The organism is Citrobacter sp. ABFQG (assembly GCF_004322975.1).
GTDB classification, from domain to species: domain Bacteria; phylum Pseudomonadota; class Gammaproteobacteria; order Enterobacterales; family Enterobacteriaceae; genus Citrobacter; species Citrobacter freundii.
The window spans coordinates 4,342,426-4,358,553 of record NZ_CP036435.1; the positions used below are offsets into that span (position 1 = coordinate 4,342,426).

Annotated in this window: 10 protein-coding genes, 1 tRNA gene, 2 rRNA genes and 2 pseudogenes; 8 read left to right on the forward strand and 7 right to left on the reverse strand. The window is 51.7% G+C overall.

Translation table 11 applies throughout. The features are described 5' to 3' along the window. The first annotated feature begins 116 nt into the window (after nt 1-116). Complete coding sequence (gene srmB, locus WN16_RS21365; RefSeq protein ID WP_003037569.1) at nt 117-1,445, forward strand: ATP-dependent RNA helicase SrmB; 1,329 nt, start codon at nt 117-119, stop codon at nt 1,443-1,445. A gap of 17 nt (nt 1,446-1,462) precedes the next feature. Here the strand turns inward: srmB and WN16_RS21370 are convergent. Next, nucleotides 1,463-2,075 (reverse strand): annotated as a pseudogene (locus WN16_RS21370) (substrate-binding domain-containing protein); the annotation flags it as partial. Here WN16_RS21370 and eamB point away from each other — a divergent pair. Further along, a pseudogene (gene eamB, locus WN16_RS21375) lies at nt 2,075-2,482 on the forward strand (cysteine/O-acetylserine transporter); the annotation flags it as partial. The pseudogenes WN16_RS21370 and eamB sit on opposite strands and share 1 nt — an antisense overlap. A 79-nt stretch (nt 2,483-2,561) precedes the next feature. Here eamB and grcA read toward each other — a convergent pair. Then, nucleotides 2,562-2,945: an autonomous glycyl radical cofactor GrcA gene (gene grcA / locus WN16_RS21380; protein WP_003037563.1), complete on the reverse strand. Its 384-nt coding sequence runs from the start codon at nt 2,943-2,945 to the stop codon at nt 2,562-2,564. A gap of 317 nt (nt 2,946-3,262) precedes the next feature. On the opposite strand from grcA, the gene ung reads away from it, so the two are divergent. Further along, nucleotides 3,263-3,952, forward strand: a complete 690-nt coding sequence (ung, locus tag WN16_RS21385) for a uracil-DNA glycosylase (protein WP_003037561.1) — start codon at nt 3,263-3,265, stop codon at nt 3,950-3,952. Between the two features lie 33 nt (nt 3,953-3,985). Here the strand turns inward: ung and WN16_RS21390 are convergent, their stop codons facing one another. Next, a complete protein-coding gene (locus WN16_RS21390; RefSeq protein ID WP_003838362.1) occupies nt 3,986-5,065 on the reverse strand; it encodes a tRNA/rRNA methyltransferase in 1,080 nt (359 codons plus the stop codon). Nucleotides 5,066-5,272: 207 nt separating this feature from the next. On the opposite strand from WN16_RS21390, the gene trxC reads away from it, so the two are divergent. The 5 genes from trxC (at nt 5,273) to WN16_RS21415 (ending at nt 10,995) form a co-directional block, all read left to right on the forward strand. Continuing rightward, nucleotides 5,273-5,692 (forward strand): thioredoxin TrxC, encoded by a 420-nt coding sequence (gene trxC, locus WN16_RS21395; protein WP_003037559.1) that lies wholly within the window; start codon nt 5,273-5,275, stop codon nt 5,690-5,692. 69 nt (nt 5,693-5,761) lie between these two features. After that, the gene (gene tapT / locus WN16_RS21400; RefSeq protein WP_003037557.1) at nt 5,762-6,460 is read left to right on the forward strand and encodes a tRNA-uridine aminocarboxypropyltransferase; all 699 of its coding nucleotides are present in this window, start codon (nt 5,762-5,764) and stop codon (nt 6,458-6,460) included. Between the two features lie 36 nt (nt 6,461-6,496). Continuing rightward, the gene (gene pat, locus WN16_RS21405; protein WP_044701964.1) at nt 6,497-9,157 is read left to right on the forward strand and encodes a protein lysine acetyltransferase; all 2,661 of its coding nucleotides are present in this window, start codon (nt 6,497-6,499) and stop codon (nt 9,155-9,157) included. Between the two features lie 114 nt (nt 9,158-9,271). Continuing rightward, nucleotides 9,272-10,627 carry a CDP-diacylglycerol--serine O-phosphatidyltransferase gene (gene pssA / locus WN16_RS21410; RefSeq protein WP_008319601.1) on the forward strand — a complete coding sequence of 452 codons (1,356 nt, stop codon included), beginning with the start codon at nt 9,272-9,274 and terminating at the stop codon, nt 10,625-10,627. A 44-nt stretch (nt 10,628-10,671) separates the two neighbouring features. Beyond that, nucleotides 10,672-10,995, forward strand: a complete 324-nt coding sequence (locus WN16_RS21415; RefSeq protein ID WP_003838356.1) for a YfiM family lipoprotein — start codon at nt 10,672-10,674, stop codon at nt 10,993-10,995. Here WN16_RS21415 and WN16_RS21420 read toward each other — a convergent pair. The 4 genes from WN16_RS21420 to WN16_RS21435 form a co-directional block, all read right to left on the reverse strand. Next, on the reverse strand, nt 10,992-12,290 hold the full coding sequence (locus WN16_RS21420; RefSeq protein WP_016150786.1) for an MFS transporter: 1,299 nt from the start codon (nt 12,288-12,290) through the stop codon (nt 10,992-10,994). The genes WN16_RS21415 and WN16_RS21420 overlap by 4 nt on opposite strands. A gap of 357 nt (nt 12,291-12,647) precedes the next feature. Beyond that, nucleotides 12,648-12,763 (reverse strand): 5S ribosomal RNA (gene rrf, locus WN16_RS21425). Nucleotides 12,764-12,856: 93 nt separating this feature from the next. Then, nucleotides 12,857-15,764 (reverse strand): 23S ribosomal RNA (locus WN16_RS21430). Nucleotides 15,765-15,985: 221 nt separating this feature from the next. Then, nucleotides 15,986-16,061 (reverse strand) — tRNA-Glu (locus WN16_RS21435). Between the last annotated feature and the right edge of the window lie 67 nt (nt 16,062-16,128).

Consider the following 16,128-nt stretch of genomic DNA (forward strand, 5'->3'; position numbering starts at 1 on the left):
CTGGAAAAAAAACGATAACATAGGATAAAAACAATACCTGAGAAGGTATATCCATACAAACAGATGAAGATTGCAGCCGTAACGTCTATAATCAGCGCCCCACTCAGAGGTAGAACATGACTGTAACGACTTTTTCCGAACTTGAACTCGATGAAAGCCTTCTGGATGCCCTCCAGGAAAAAGGTTTCACTCGCCCGACCGCCATTCAGGCTGCCGCCATTCCGCCTGCGCTCGATGGCCGTGATGTACTCGGTTCTGCGCCGACAGGCACCGGTAAAACGGCGGCATATTTGCTGCCAGCGTTGCAGCACCTGCTCGACTTCCCACGCAAGAAATCCGGTCCGCCGCGCATTTTAATCCTGACGCCAACGCGCGAACTGGCGATGCAGGTTGCTGAACACGCCCGTGAGCTGGCGAAAAATACGCATCTGGATATCGCGACCATTACCGGCGGCGTGGCTTACATGAACCACATGGAAGTCTTTAGCGAAAACCAGGACATCGTGGTTGCCACCACGGGTCGTCTGCTGCAATACATTAAAGAAGAAAACTTCGACTGCCATGCGGTTGAGACGCTAATTCTCGATGAAGCAGATCGTATGCTGGACATGGGTTTTGCCCAGGACATCGAACATATCGCCGGTGAAACCCGCTGGCGTAAGCAAACCATGCTGTTCTCCGCCACGCTGGAAGGCGATGCGATTAAAGATTTTGCCGAGCGTCTGTTGGAAGATCCGGTCGAAGTCTCAGCGGATCCGTCCACCCGCGAACGCAAGAAGATCCATCAGTTTTACTACCGTGCTGATGACATCGAGCACAAAACTGCCCTGCTGATCCATCTGTTAAAACAGCCGGAAGCGACCCGCTCGATTGTCTTCGTACGTAAACGCGAGCGTGTGCACGAGCTGGCAGGCTGGCTGCGCCAGGCGGGCATTAACAACTGCTATCTCGAAGGCGAGATGGTGCAGAACAAACGCAATGAAGCGATCAAACGCCTGACCGATGGTCGCGTGAACGTGCTGGTAGCCACCGACGTTGCCGCTCGCGGGATCGATATTCCTGACGTCAGCCATGTGTTTAACTTCGACATGCCGCGCAGTGGCGATGCCTATCTGCACCGCATTGGCCGTACCGGTCGCGCAGGTCGTAAAGGTACTGCGATCTCTTTGGTTGAAGCGCACGACCATCTGCTTCTCGGCAAAGCGAGCCGCTATATTGACGAGCCGCTGAAAGCACGCGTCATCGACGAACTGCGTCCAACCACGCGCGCGCCAAGTGAGAAATCCAACGGTAAACCATCCAAGAAAGTGCTGGCGAAGCGCGCCGAGAAAAAAGCGAAAGAGAAAGAGAAGCCGCGGGTGAAAAAACGTCACCGCGATGCAAAAAATATCGGCAAACGTCGTAAGCCGAGCGGAGCTGCTACCCAGCAGTCCGACAAAGAGTAAACCGAATGCCGGGCCGTTTAGCCCGGCATTTTTTCACGTGATGCAAAACTCTCTTCAATACACTCAAGGAACACACGCATCGCCGGACTAACGACTTTTCCGGCATGATAACCACACAATGCCGTAATTAACTCAGGTTGTTCACTGTACGGTAATTCAATCAATTCCCCTGAACGTAGCTCCCTCTCAACGGCAAAACGCGGCAAAAAGCTGACCCCAAGATTTGCCGATACGCACTGCTTAATGCTTTCAATGCTCCATAACTCAATGGTATTTTCCAGCGTAATCTGTCGTTTACGCAGTAGCCCCTCGAAGCGCTGTCTGAAAATACATTGCGGCTCATTAATGATAAAACTGCAGGGAATGTGCTGGTTATACTGAGTAAAATTAACGTGCTGGAGCAGCGGCGAAGCAACTAATGCCAGTGACTGATCGCCTAGCGGCATCAACTCAAGGGCATCGTCATTACCCACCCGATAACCCCCCCCCCAGATCGACCTCATCACTGAGCAACGCATCGCGAATTACATAACAATTGAGTGACTGTAAAGACAACCGCACATGGGGCGCACGTTGTTTAACTCGCTGTAAAACCTGCGGCATTTTATACGCCAGCAGCGTTTCGCCCGTCATTTTCACTGGCGGTTATGGATCCTGCCATCATCCATTGGCTCAGTTGGGCTGGGGCAGCTTATATCCTGTGGCTGGCGCTGAAGATCGCCACCAGCCCGGCTACAAACGATGATTTGCGGTCAGAGCCGATTAGCTTCTGGGCGAGTTTTGGCTTGCAGTTTGTTAACGTCAAAATCATTTTGTACGGCATTACCGCGTTATCCACGTTTGTATTACCGTACACTCAGGACGCACACTGGCTGATTGGGGTGAGTATTCTGTTGGCGCTGATCGGCACCTTCACAAATGCCTGCTGGGCGCTGGCGGGCCATCTTTTTCAGCGCGTTTTTCGCCGTTACGGCCGGCAGTTGAATATCATTCTGGCGCTGCTGTTGGTGTATTGCGCGGTAAGGATCTTTTACTAACGGATGCAAAAAAGCGGAAGACACACTGGCATCTTCCGCTTTTTGATTCTTTGCTAAACGGGGCTATTCCCCGTGAGCCTTACAGGCTCTCAGTAAAGGTACGAGCGATAACGTCGCGCTGCTGTTCTGGGGTCAGAGAGTTGAAACGCACTGCATAACCAGAAACACGGATGGTCAGCTGCGGATATTTTTCCGGATGCTTAACTGCATCTTCCAGCGTTTCGCGACGCAGAACGTTCACGTTCAGGTGCTGACCACCTTCCACGCGGACTTCCGGCTGTACGTCTACCGGTACTTCACGGTATTCGATTTCTCCCAGTTTGCTGACAGCAACGACTTCATCAGCATTGAAACCTGCTTTCGCAACGATGCAGCGTGCTTCGCCTTTTTCGCTGTCCAGCAGCCAGAAAGAGTTCAGCAGGTCGTCGTTTGCAGCTTTAGTAATCTGGATACCTGTAATCATTTGATGCCTCCCCGGCAAAATTATTTGATCTCGGTTGGCCGTCATCCGGCCAATTGGTAAAACCATTGTTGCTTGAGTGTATATATACCCCTCACACACCCTCGAATCTTTGATTTAAATCAATAAAAACCACACATGAAAAGTGGTGATAGGTGGATTTTATTGTTTTACATCAACTTACGCCGTGTACACAGCTAAACTTTTTACATAAATTTTCAACTATCTTTAAGGGGTAGACCATTGAGAAACGTACAGAATTTTGCGACGTCGAAAGAAGCAGTTAAGCTAGGGGGATTGAAAATTCGCAGGAGAGCGAGATGGCCACCGAATTAACCTGGCACGATGTGCTGGCTGAAGAAAAACAGCAGCCTTATTTTGTTAACACACTGCATACTGTTGCCGGCGAGCGTCAGTCAGGAATGACAATTTATCCGCCGCAAAAAGATGTGTTTAACGCGTTTCGTTTTACCGAGCTTGGTGACGTGAAAGTTGTCATCCTGGGTCAGGATCCTTACCACGGCCCAGGCCAGGCACACGGTCTCGCGTTCTCTGTTCGTCCGGGGATTGCCACTCCGCCTTCGTTGCTGAACATGTACAAAGAGCTGGAAGCAACAATTCCCGGCTTCACCCGCCCCACGCACGGATATCTGGAAAGCTGGGCACGCCAGGGGGTACTGTTACTCAACACCGTACTCACCGTTCGCGCCGGTCAGGCACATTCTCACGCCAGCCTTGGATGGGAAACATTTACCGATAAAGTCATCAGCCTGATTAACCAACATCGGGAAGGCGTGGTTTTCCTGCTCTGGGGTTCTCACGCACAGAAGAAAGGCGCGATTATTGATGCGCAGCGTCACCATGTGTTGAAAGCGCCCCACCCATCACCGCTCTCTGCGCATCGCGGTTTCTTTGGTTGCAATCACTTTGTACTGGCGAATGAATGGCTGGAACAACGAGGTGAAAAACCGATTGACTGGATGCCGGTATTACCCGCAGAAAGCGAGTAAAAAAATGCCAGCGATTCGCTGGCATTTTTATTATCAGGCTTTGTTCTGACGCCACCACTCCGCGAGCAAAACGCCGGTCGCGACAGAAACATTGAGCGTTTCTACCTTGCCGGTACCGTCAATCGCCACGCACAGGTCGTCGGCTGAACATGCTGCTTCTGGCAGAGCTTCACGCTCACGCCCTAATACCAGCACCATTTTTTCCGGCAGCGCGGTAGTAAACAGCGGTTTACCTTTCACGCTTGAGGTCATCACTACCGTGTAACCCGCGTTACGGAAATCGTCCAACACATCGACAATGCTGTCACCGGTAATCGGCTGAACATGCTCTGCTCCACCTTCAGCAGTACGGATAGCCGCCCCCGATTCCAGCAGCGCCGCATCCTGAACCACCACGCCTTTCACACCGAAGTGCGCGCAGCTACGCATCATACCGCCCAGGTTATGCGGGTTAGCGATATCTTCCAGTGCCAGCACGCAATCCTGCGCCCCTGCCTGACTGACCCACTGCTTAACGGTGGTGCCGTTACGTTTTTTGATCAGGAAACAGACGCCACCGTGGTGTTCAGTGCCAGAGGCTTTCGCCAGCTCGGCTTCGTCAACCACGTGATAGGCTTTGCGGTTTGCCGCCATCCAGCGTAATGCTTCTTTAAAACGCGGGGTTACGCTCTGAACAAACCAGGCGCGGACGATAGCGTCCGGACGACTCTGGAACAGAGCCTGACAGGCATTCTCACCGTAAACGCGGGTTTCTTCCGCGCGCTGACGGCGTAATACTTCAGGATCGATAAAGCTCTTACCGCTAATACCGCCGTGATCGGCTTTATCCGCTGCGTCATCATTCGGTGCGCGGGAAACGGTACGCCACGGTGAATCTTCACGTCTGCGGTCGCGTTCTACATCGCGGTCACGCCCGCGTTCACGACCACGTTCGCTGTTCGGACCCTTTCGTTCATCACGGGCAGGGCGACGACCGCCTTCGGCTCGGGAAGTACCGGGGCGACCGCCGCCTTTGCCAGTACGTGGATTTTGGGTGCGTTTATCCGAGTCATCGTCACTGCGGACGTACATCACTTTGACCTTGCCGTTTTTGTTCTTCAGTTCGTCGCTCATGTTTTTCTCCACCTGCTCTGCGCGAAGCGCGCAGATTACCCGATGTGCACGTCGTTAGCCATTATTTCATTTAAAAGCTAAGGACTATTGTACTCATTGAATAAAACGCATTGTTGTTTAGAACAGACTCTCCGATAATATGTAACATAATAGAAACATACTGGCGTTTATGCCGTGAAGTCCACTCCACTCATCCAGAGGTTAGTTATGAATACCGTTTGTACCAGCTGCCAGGCTATCAACCGCATCCCTGACGATCGTGTCCAGGAAGCGGCTAAATGCGGACGCTGTGGTCACGACCTGTTTGATGGGGAGGTGATCAATGCGACCGGTGAGACACTGGATAAACTGTTAAAAGACGATCTCCCGGTGGTCGTTGACTTTTGGGCCCCCTGGTGTGGTCCATGTCGTAACTTCGCCCCGATTTTTGAAGATGTCGCGGAAGAGCGTAGCGGCAAAGTGCGTTTTGTTAAAGTGAATACGGAAGCCGAGCGTGAACTCAGCGCCCGTTTCGGTATCCGCAGCATTCCGACCATCATGATCTTCAGAAAAGGTGAAATCGTCGACATGCTTAACGGCGCTGTACCAAAAGCCCCGTTTGATAGCTGGCTTAACGAATCATTATAATCTCTACGGGGCGCATCTTGTGCCCCGTTTTCACCTCTGCGACAATAGCGTTTTTCAACGTGTTTCCCCATGACCGATAACGCTGTTCTTCAGTTACGCGCTGAGCGCCTTGCGCGCGCCACGCGTCCTTTCCTTGCCCGAGGTAATCGCGTTCGCCGCTGTCAACGCTGCCTGCTGCCGCAGAAGCTCTGCTTGTGCGCAACTCTGGCGCCCTCTGAGGCAAAAAGTCGCTTTTGTCTGGTGATGTTTGATACCGAGCCGATGAAGCCCAGCAACACGGGGCGTTTAATTGCCGATATTCTGCCCGATACCACGGCTTTTCAGTGGTCACGTACCGAGCCGCCGCAGGCGCTGCTGGAACTGGTGAAAAATCCGGATTACCAGCCGATGGTTGTATTCCCGGCCTCCTATGCAGGTGAAGAGCGTGAGGTGATTTTCACGCCACCAGCCGGTAAGCCCCCATTGTTTATCATGCTCGACGGCACCTGGCCTGAGGCGCGTAAAATGTTCCGCAAAAGCCCGTACCTCGATAACCTGCCGGTGATCTCTGTTGATTTATCACGCCTTTCTGCTTACCACCTGCGTGGCGTTCACGCCGAAGGGCAATATTGCACAGCCGAGGTGGCCATCGCCTTGTTGGATCTGGCGGGAGATACGCAAGCCGCAGAAGGGTTAAGCGATCATTTTACTCGCTTTAAAACCCGCTACCTGGCAGGAAAAACTCAACATCAGGGAAGCGTCACAGCAGATTTATCAGAAAACGTTTAAAATCATTCGGTCACTGGTGTCATTAAGGAAGCCGATATGAGTCAGCGTGGTCTGGAAGCACTATTGCGACCGAAATCCATTGCGGTGATTGGGGCGTCAATGAAGCCTAATCGCGCAGGTTACCTGATGATGCGTAACCTGCTTGCTGGCGGTTTCAATGGACCTGTTTTACCGGTGACGCCCGCATGGAAAGCGGTGTTGGGCGTACTGGCGTGGCCCAATATCAACAGCCTGCCTTTTAGCCCCGATCTCGCAGTGTTGTGCACCAATGCCAGCCGTAACCTGGCATTATTCGAAGCACTTGGCGAGAAAGGTTGTAAAACCTGCATTATTCTCTCAGCACCCTCGGCGCAGCACGCGGAGCTGCTGGCCTGCGCATCACGCTACAACATACGTCTTCTGGGTCCCAACAGCCTGGGACTTCTCGCACCCTGGCAAGGACTTAACGCCAGCTTTTCCCCCGTCCCGATTAAGCGCGGCAAGCTGGCTTTCATCTCTCAATCCGCCGCCGTGTCCAATACCATACTCGACTGGGCACAGCAGAGAGAAATGGGCTTTTCTTACTTTATCGCGCTGGGTGATAGCCTGGATATCGACGTTGATGAGCTACTGGATTACCTGGCACGCGACAGTAAAACCAGCGCGATTTTGCTGTATCTCGAACATTTAAGTGATGCCCGGCGCTTTGTTTCCGCCGCCCGTAGCGCCTCGCGCAATAAACCTATTCTGGTGATTAAGAGCGGTCGCAGCCCTGCAGCGCAGCGTTTACTGCATACCAGCGCCGGGATGGACCCTGCGTGGGATGCAGCTATTCAGCGCGCCGGTTTACTGCGCGTACAAGACACTCACGAGCTGTTCTCAGCAGTCGAAACCTTGAGCCACATGCGTCCACTACGTGGCGACAGGCTAATGATCATCAGCAATGGGGCCGCGCCTGCCGCACTGGCATTAGATGAACTGTGGTCAAAAAATGGCAAGTTGGCGACGTTGAATGAAGACACCTGCCAGAAATTACGCGATGCCTTGCCTGAACATGTTGATATCGCCAACCCACTGGATCTGCGTGATGACGCCAGCAGCGAACACTACGTTAAGACGCTGGATATTTTGCTCGCCAGCCAGGATTTCGACGCGTTGATGGTGATTCATTCACCCAGCGCAGCCGCTCCCGGAACCGAAAGCGCACAGGCATTGATTGAAGCGGTAAAGCATCATCCCCGAGGAAAATTCGTCTCGTTGCTGACCAACTGGTGCGGAGAGTTTTCCTCACAGGAAGCACGCAGACTGTTTAGCGAAGCCGGATTACCAACCTACCGCACGCCTGAAGGCACTATCACTGCATTTATGCATATGGTGGAGTACCGGCGTAACCAGAAGCAACTGCGTGAAACGCCTGCGCTACCCGACAATCTGACCACCAACACCGCCGAAGCGCATAATCTGTTACAACAGGCGATTGCAGAAGGCGCAACGTCGCTGGATACTCATGAAGTTCAGCCTATTTTACAGGCCTATGGCTTACATACACTGCCGACCTGGATCGCCAGCGACAGCGCAGAGGCCGTACACATCGCGGAGCAAATCGGCTACCCGGTGGCGCTCAAGCTGCGTTCTCCTGATATCCCGCATAAGTCGGAAGTTCAGGGGGTAATGCTCTACCTGCGTACAGCAACAGAAGTGCAGCAGGCTGCCAATGCAATTTTCGATCGGGTAAAAATGGCCTGGCCGCAGGCACGCATTCACGGTTTATTAGTACAAAGTATGGCGAATCGCGCTGGTGCTCAAGAACTTCGCGTCGTCGTTGAACACGACCCGGTATTTGGTCCGTTGATTATGCTGGGTGAAGGTGGTGTTGAGTGGCGACCGGAAGAGCAAGCCGTGGTGGCCTTGCCGCCATTGAACATGAATCTGGCGCGTTATCTGGTGATCCAGGGGATCAAAAATAAAAAGATCCGCGCTCGCAGCGCACTACGTCCGCTGGATATCGCCGGGTTGAGCCAACTTCTGGTGCAGGTCTCCAACTTGATCGTCGACTGCCCGGAAATTCAGCGTCTGGATATTCATCCTCTGCTGGCCTCCGCCGAAGAATTTACCGCGCTGGACGTTACGCTGGATATTGCCCCTTTCGCGGGAGATAACGAAAGCAGGCTGGCTGTACGTCCCTACCCCCATCAGCTTGAAGAGTGGGTGGAGTTGAAGAACGGCGAGCGCTGTCTGTTCCGCCCCATTTTACCGGAGGATGAACCTCATCTACAGCAGTTCATTTCTCAAGTGACAAAAGAAGATCTTTATTATCGCTATTTCAGTGAGATCAATGAATTTACCCACGAAGATTTAGCCAATATGACGCAGATCGACTACGATCGGGAAATGGCTTTTGTTGCGGTGCGTTGTAAAGATAATCACGAAGAGATCCTCGGCGTAACGCGAGCAATCTCGGATCCTGATAACGTAGATGCTGAGTTTGCCGTACTGGTTCGTTCCGATCTCAAAGGGCTTGGACTGGGTCGCCGATTGATGGAAAAATTAATTGCATATACCCGAGATCACGGACTTATACGTTTGAATGGTATTACGATGCCAAACAATCGTGGGATGGTCGCCCTGGCCCGAAAACTCGGGTTTGTTGTTGACGTCCAGCTCGAAGAGGGAATTGTTGGGCTAACGCTTAATCTGGCCCAATGTGAGGAATCGTGAGTAAGGTACTGGAAATGTTGACCACATTAATGGGTACTGGTGGTATCATTGCCCGCTTATGTCGTCTGCATAGCACAGAGGACCCTTCAATGAACAGAGAAGAAATGCACTGTGATGTTGTCAAAATTTAAGCGTAATAAACATCAACAACACCTTGCCCAACTACCCAAGATTTCTCAGTCAGTTGATGATGTAGATTTCTTTTATGCTCCCGCTAATTTCAGGGAGACTCTGCTGGAAAAAATAGCCAGCGCGACGCGACGGATCTGCATTATTGCGCTGTACCTGGAACAGGATGACGGTGGTAAAGGCATACTTGACGCTCTCTATGCGGCAAAACGGCAGCGTCCTGAACTGGATGTCCGGGTACTTGTCGACTGGCACAGAGCTCAGCGCGGTCGTATTGGGGCTGCGGCATCCAATACTAATGCTGACTGGTATTGCCGAATGGCGCAAGAAAACCCTGGTATCGATATTCCTGTTTATGGCGTTCCGATTAACACCCGTGAAGCGCTTGGCGTCCTGCATTTCAAAGGCTTTATTATCGATGACAGCGTCCTGTACAGCGGGGCCAGTCTGAACGATGTTTACCTGCATCAGCATGATAAATATCGCTATGACCGTTATCAGTTGATTCGCAATGCGCAAATGGCCGATATCATGTTCGATTGGGTTACGCAGAACCTGATAAAGGGTCGCGGCGTTAACCGCCTTGATGATATCAACCGACCTAAAAGCCCGGAAATTAAAAACGATATCCGCCTGTACCGCCAAGAACTGCGTGATGCGTCATTCCATTTTCAGGGTGATGCTGATAACGAACAGCTTTCGGTTACGCCTCTGGTGGGCCTTGGGAAATCCAGTCTGTTAAATAAGACCATTTTTCATCTTATGCCCTGCGCGGAGCACAAACTCACAATCTGTACCCCTTATTTCAACCTGCCCGCCATACTGGTGCGCAATATCATTCAACTGCTGCGTGAAGGGAAAAAGGTTGAAATCATTGTCGGTGATAAAACCGCCAACGACTTTTTCATTCCAGAAGATGAGCCATTCAAGATCATCGGCGCGCTGCCTTATCTGTATGAAATAAATCTGCGCCGTTTCCTGAGCAGATTGCAGTATTACGTGAATACCGACCAGCTGGTCGTACGCCTATGGAAAGATGATGACAACACCTATCATCTGAAAGGTATGTGGGTTGATGATAAATGGATGCTGCTCACCGGCAACAACCTTAACCCTCGCGCCTGGCGTCTGGATCTGGAAAACGCCATCCTTATCCACGATCCTAAGCAAGAGCTGACTCCCCAGCGCGATAAAGAGCTGGAGCTTATCCGTACGCATACTACCGTCGTTAAGCACTATCGCGACCTGCAAAGTATTGCTGACTATCCAGTCAAAGTGCGTAAGCTCATTCGTCGACTACGCCGTATTCGTATCGACAGATTAATTAGCCGTATTCTGTAATCAAGACCCCGTCCAGTGACGGGGTTTTTCATATGGAGGCAACGGTGCGCCTGTTCATTCTTACCAGCATCCTGGCCATTTCTGGCTGCAGCCACATGGCTAACGACCAGTGGAGTGGGCAAGACAAAGCTCAACACTTCATCGCCTCCGCCATGCTTGCCGCAGCCGGCAATGAATATGCCCAACATCAGGGCAACAGCCGCGATCGCAGTGCGGCTATCGGCCTGATGTTCTCAGTCAGCCTGGGCGCGTCAAAAGAACTGTGGGACAGCCGTCCCGCAGGGAGCGGCTGGAGCTGGAAGGACTTCGCCTGGGATGTTGCAGGCGCGTCTACCGGCTATGCGGTCTGGCAACTGGCACATTACTAGAGGCGCAGACCTTTCCCCTTCCCATGCAGCATCAGCGATACTAAAAACGCGACAACTGCCAGCGCGGTGACATACCAGAAGAATGTCGTTTCCATACCGACAGACTTCAGGGATAACGCCACATATTCAGCTGAGCCACCAAACAGGGCATTAGCCACCGCATAAGATAAGCCAACTCCCAGAGCGCGCACCTGCGCCGGGAACATCTCAGCCTTCAAAATACCGCTGATTGACGTATAGAAACTCACGATTAACAGGGCACTCATCACCAGAGCAAACGCCATATACGGGGATGTTACGCTTTGCAATGCTGTCAGAATGGGAACAGTGAAAATCGCAGCCAACGCGCCAAAACACAGCATTGAAGTACGCCGGCCAATCTTATCTGACAAAGCGCCGAACAGCGGTTGAACCAGCATGAACACACACAGTGCCGCCGTCATAATCCCGCTGGCTACGTTGGCATGCATACCAGCTGTATTGACTAGGTATTTCTGCATGTAGGTTGTGAACGTGTAAAAACACAACGAACCCGCGGCGGTAAAGCCAAGCACCATGACAAAGGCTTTGCGATTACGCCACAGACCTTTCAGGGAACCCGCTTCTTTCAGCGCGCGAACGTCCTGTTTCGAGGTTTCATCCAGTTGGCGACGCAGCCATAGCGCAACAATAGCCAGCACGGCGCCCAACGCAAATGGAATACGCCACCCCCACGCTCTGAGTGCAGAGTCTTCTAACGTGTGCTGTAATATGACCACAACCAGCAATGCCAGTAACTGTCCGCCGATTAACGTCACGTACTGGAATGAAGCATAAAAACCTTTCTTACCTTCAACGGCAACTTCACTCATATAGGTCGCGCTGGTTCCGTATTCACCACCTACAGATAACCCCTGGAATAGTCTGGCCAGCAGTAATAACGCAGGGGCCCAGGTACCGATAGTTTCATATCCCGGTAGACAAGCGATCACCAACGATCCCATACACATCATACAAACGGACAGCAACATGGACTTTTTACGCCCGTGCTTATCCGCAATACGGCCAAACAACCAGCCTCCAATTGGTCGCATCAAGAAGCCTGCGGCAAACACGCCGGCGGTTTGTAAGAGTTGTGTGGTGGTATTTCCTGATGGGAAAAAGATATGAGCAAAATAAAGAGAACAGAAAGAGTAGATATAGAAATCAAACCATTCGACCAGATTCCCTGATGATGCTCCGACAATCGCCCATATACGACGGCGGGTATCGCCGTCTGCCAGCGCCCCGTTCTCAGTTACACTACTATCAGCCATTAGAATTGTACCCCTGCCAACGATCGCATGAATTTATCAATGATGGTTGTGTGTTTTTTAGTGAATTAAATGTTATATAATTGTTATATATTATTATGCAGGAAAGATCACGATTTTAATTAGCAGAGAAAGGATTCAGATATGTTCGAGGGAGAGATCCGTGTAGTAGATCGAGACAGTGTGCTTTTGTTAGTCGATTAAGGCGGTTACGTCGAATCCAGCAATCTGCCGCCGGAATTGCGTGATGCGCTACGCTTATCAGGCCTGCACAATCAATACGTTCAGCCCGGCGGTTTTTACCCCGCACACACGCAAAAAAGCCCATCCGTCAGGATGGGCTTCTTCACTTTAATTGATGCCTGGCAGTTCCCTACTCTCGCATGGGGAGACCCCACACTACCATCGGCGCTACGGCGTTTCACTTCTGAGTTCGGCATGGGGTCAGGTGGGACCACCGCGCTACAGCCGCCAGGCAAATTCTGTTATCAGACCGCTTTATGCGTTCTGATGTAATCTGTAATCAAGCTGAATGTCGTCTTTCTTCGCCAAAACATCTTCGGCGTTGTAAGGTTAAGCCTCACGGTTCATTAGTATCGGTTAGCTCAATGTATCGCTACACTTACACACCCGACCTATCAACGTCGTCGTCTTCAACGTTCCTTCAGGAGACTTAAAGTCTCAGGGAGAACTCATCTCGGGGCAAGTTTCGTGCTTAGATGCTTTCAGCACTTATCTCTTCCGCATTTAGCTACCGGGCAATGCCATTGGCATGACAACCCGAACACCAGTGATGCGTCCACTCCGGTCCTCTCGTACTAGGAGCAGCCCCCCTCAATTCTCCAGCGCCCACGGCAGATAGGGACCGAACTGTCTCACGACGTTCTAAACCCAGCTCGCGTACCACTTTAAATGGCGAACAGCCATACCCTTGGGACCTACTTCAGCCCCAGGATGTGATGAGCCGACATCGAGGTGCCAAACACCGCCGTCGATATGAACTCTTGGGCGGTATCAGCCTGTTATCCCCGGAGTACCTTTTATCCGTTGAGCGATGGCCCTTCCATTCAGAACCACCGGATCACTAAGACCTGCTTTCGCACCTGCTCGAGCCGTCACTCTCGCAGTCAAGCTAGCTTATGCCTTTGCACTAACCTCCTGATGTCCGACCAGGATTAGCTAACCTTCGTGCTCCTCCGTTACTCTTTAGGAGGAGACCGCCCCAGTCAAACTACCCACCAGACACTGTCCGCAACCCGGATTACGGGTCCACGTTAGAACACCAGCCATTAAAGGGTGGTATTTCAAGGATGGCTCCATGCAGACTGGCGTCCACACTTCAAAGCCTCCCACCTATCCTACACATCAAGGACCAGTGTTCAGTGTCAAGCTATAGTAAAGGTTCACGGGGTCTTTCCGTCTTGCCGCGGGTACACTGCATCTTCACAGCGAGTTCAATTTCACTGAGTCTCGGGTGGAGACAGCCTGGCCATCATTACGCCATTCGTGCAGGTCGGAACTTACCCGACAAGGAATTTCGCTACCTTAGGACCGTTATAGTTACGGCCGCCGTTTACCGGGGCTTCGATCAAGAGCTTCTCCTTACGGATAACCCCATCAATTAACCTTCCGGCACCGGGCAGGCGTCACACCGTATACGTCCACTTTCGTGTTTGCACAGTGCTGTGTTTTTAATAAACAGTTGCAGCCAGCTGGTATCTTCGACTGATTTCAGCTCCATGAGTAAATCACTTCACCTACATATCAGCGTGCCTTCTCCCGAAGTTACGGCACCATTTTGCCTAGTTCCTTCACCCGAGTTCTCTCAAGCGCCTTGGTATTCTCTACCTGACCACCTGTGTCGGTTTGGGGTACGATTTCGTGTTACCTGATGCTTAGAGGCTTTTCCTGGAAGCAGGGCATTTGTTACTTCAGCACCGTAGTGCCTCGTCATCACACCTCAGCGTTAAAAAGGTACCGGATTTACCTGGAACCTCCGCCTACATGCTTAAACCGGGACAACCGTCGCCCGGCTAACATAGCCTTCTCCGTCCCCCCTTCGCAGTAACACCAAGTACAGGAATATTAACCTGTTTCCCATCGACTACGCCTTTCGGCCTCGCCTTAGGGGTCGACTCACCCTGCCCCGATTAACGTTGGACAGGAACCCTTGGTCTTCCGGCGTGCGGGTTTTTCACCCGCATTATCGTTACTTATGTCAGCATTCGCACTTCTGATACCTCCAGCATACCTCACGATACACCTTCAACGGCTTACAGAACGCTCCCCTACCCAACAACACATAGTGTCGCTGCCGCAGCTTCGGTGCATGGTTTAGCCCCGTTACATCTTCCGCGCAGGCCGACTCGACCAGTGAGCTATTACGCTTTCTTTAAATGATGGCTGCTTCTAAGCCAACATCCTGGCTGTCTGTGCCTTCCCACATCGTTTCCCACTTAACCATGACTTTGGGACCTTAGCTGGCGGTCTGGGTTGTTTCCCTCTTCACGACGGACGTTAGCACCCGCCGTGTGTCTCCCGTGATAACATTCTTCGGTATTCGCAGTTTGCATCGGGTTGGTAAGTCGGGATGACCCCCTAGCCGAAACAGTGCTCTACCCCCGAAGATGAATTCACGAGGCGCTACCTAAATAGCTTTCGGGGAGAACCAGCTATCTCCCGGTTTGATTGGCCTTTCACCCCCAGCCACAAGTCATCCGCTAATTTTTCAACATTAGTCGGTTCGGTCCTCCAGTTAGTGTTACCCAACCTTCAACCTGCCCATGGCTAGATCACCGGGTTTCGGGTCTATACCCTGCAACTTAACGCCCAGTTAAGACTCGGTTTCCCTTCGGCTCCCCTATACGGTTAACCTTGCTACAGAATATAAGTCGCTGACCCATTATACAAAAGGTACGCAGTCACACCCAAAAGGATGCTCCCACTGCTTGTACGTACACGGTTTCAGGTTCTTTTTCACTCCCCTCGCCGGGGTTCTTTTCGCCTTTCCCTCACGGTACTGGTTCACTATCGGTCAGTCAGGAGTATTTAGCCTTGGAGGATGGTCCCCCCATATTCAGACAGGATACCACGTGTCCCGCCCTACTCTTCGAGTTCACAACCTGTGCATTTTGGTGTACGGGACTATCACCCTGTACCGTCGGACTTTCCAGACCGTTCCACTAACACACAAGCTGATTCAGACTCTGGGCTGCTCCCCGTTCGCTCGCCGCTACTGGGGGAATCTCGGTTGATTTCTTTTCCTCGGGGTACTTAGATGTTTCAGTTCCCCCGGTTCGCTTCATTACGCTATGTATTCACGTAATGATAGTGTGACGAATCACACTGGGTTTCCCCATTCGGAAATCGCCGGTTATAACGGTTCATATCACCTTACCGACGCTTATCGCAGATTAGCACGTCCTTCATCGCCTCTGACTGCCAGGGCATCCACCGTGTACGCTTAGTCGCTTAACCTCACAACCCGAAGATGTTTCTTTCGATTCATCATCGTGTTGCGAAAATTTGAGAGACTCGAACACACCATTTTTCATTTCTTATTACGGAGAAATGAAACAGTGTGTCGTTTCAATTTTCAGCTTGATCCAGATTTTTAAAGAGCAAATATCTCAAACGTCACCCGAAGGTAAGTTTTGAGATATTGAGGTCGGCGACTTTCACTCACACATACCAGCAAGTGGCGTCCCCTAGGGGATTCGAACCCCTGTTACCGCCGTGAAAGGGCGGTGTCCTGGGCCTCTAGACGAAGGGGACACTGAAGTCTCAATCGCAAGACGCCTTGCTATTTACTTTTCATCAGACAATCTGTGTGAGCACTACA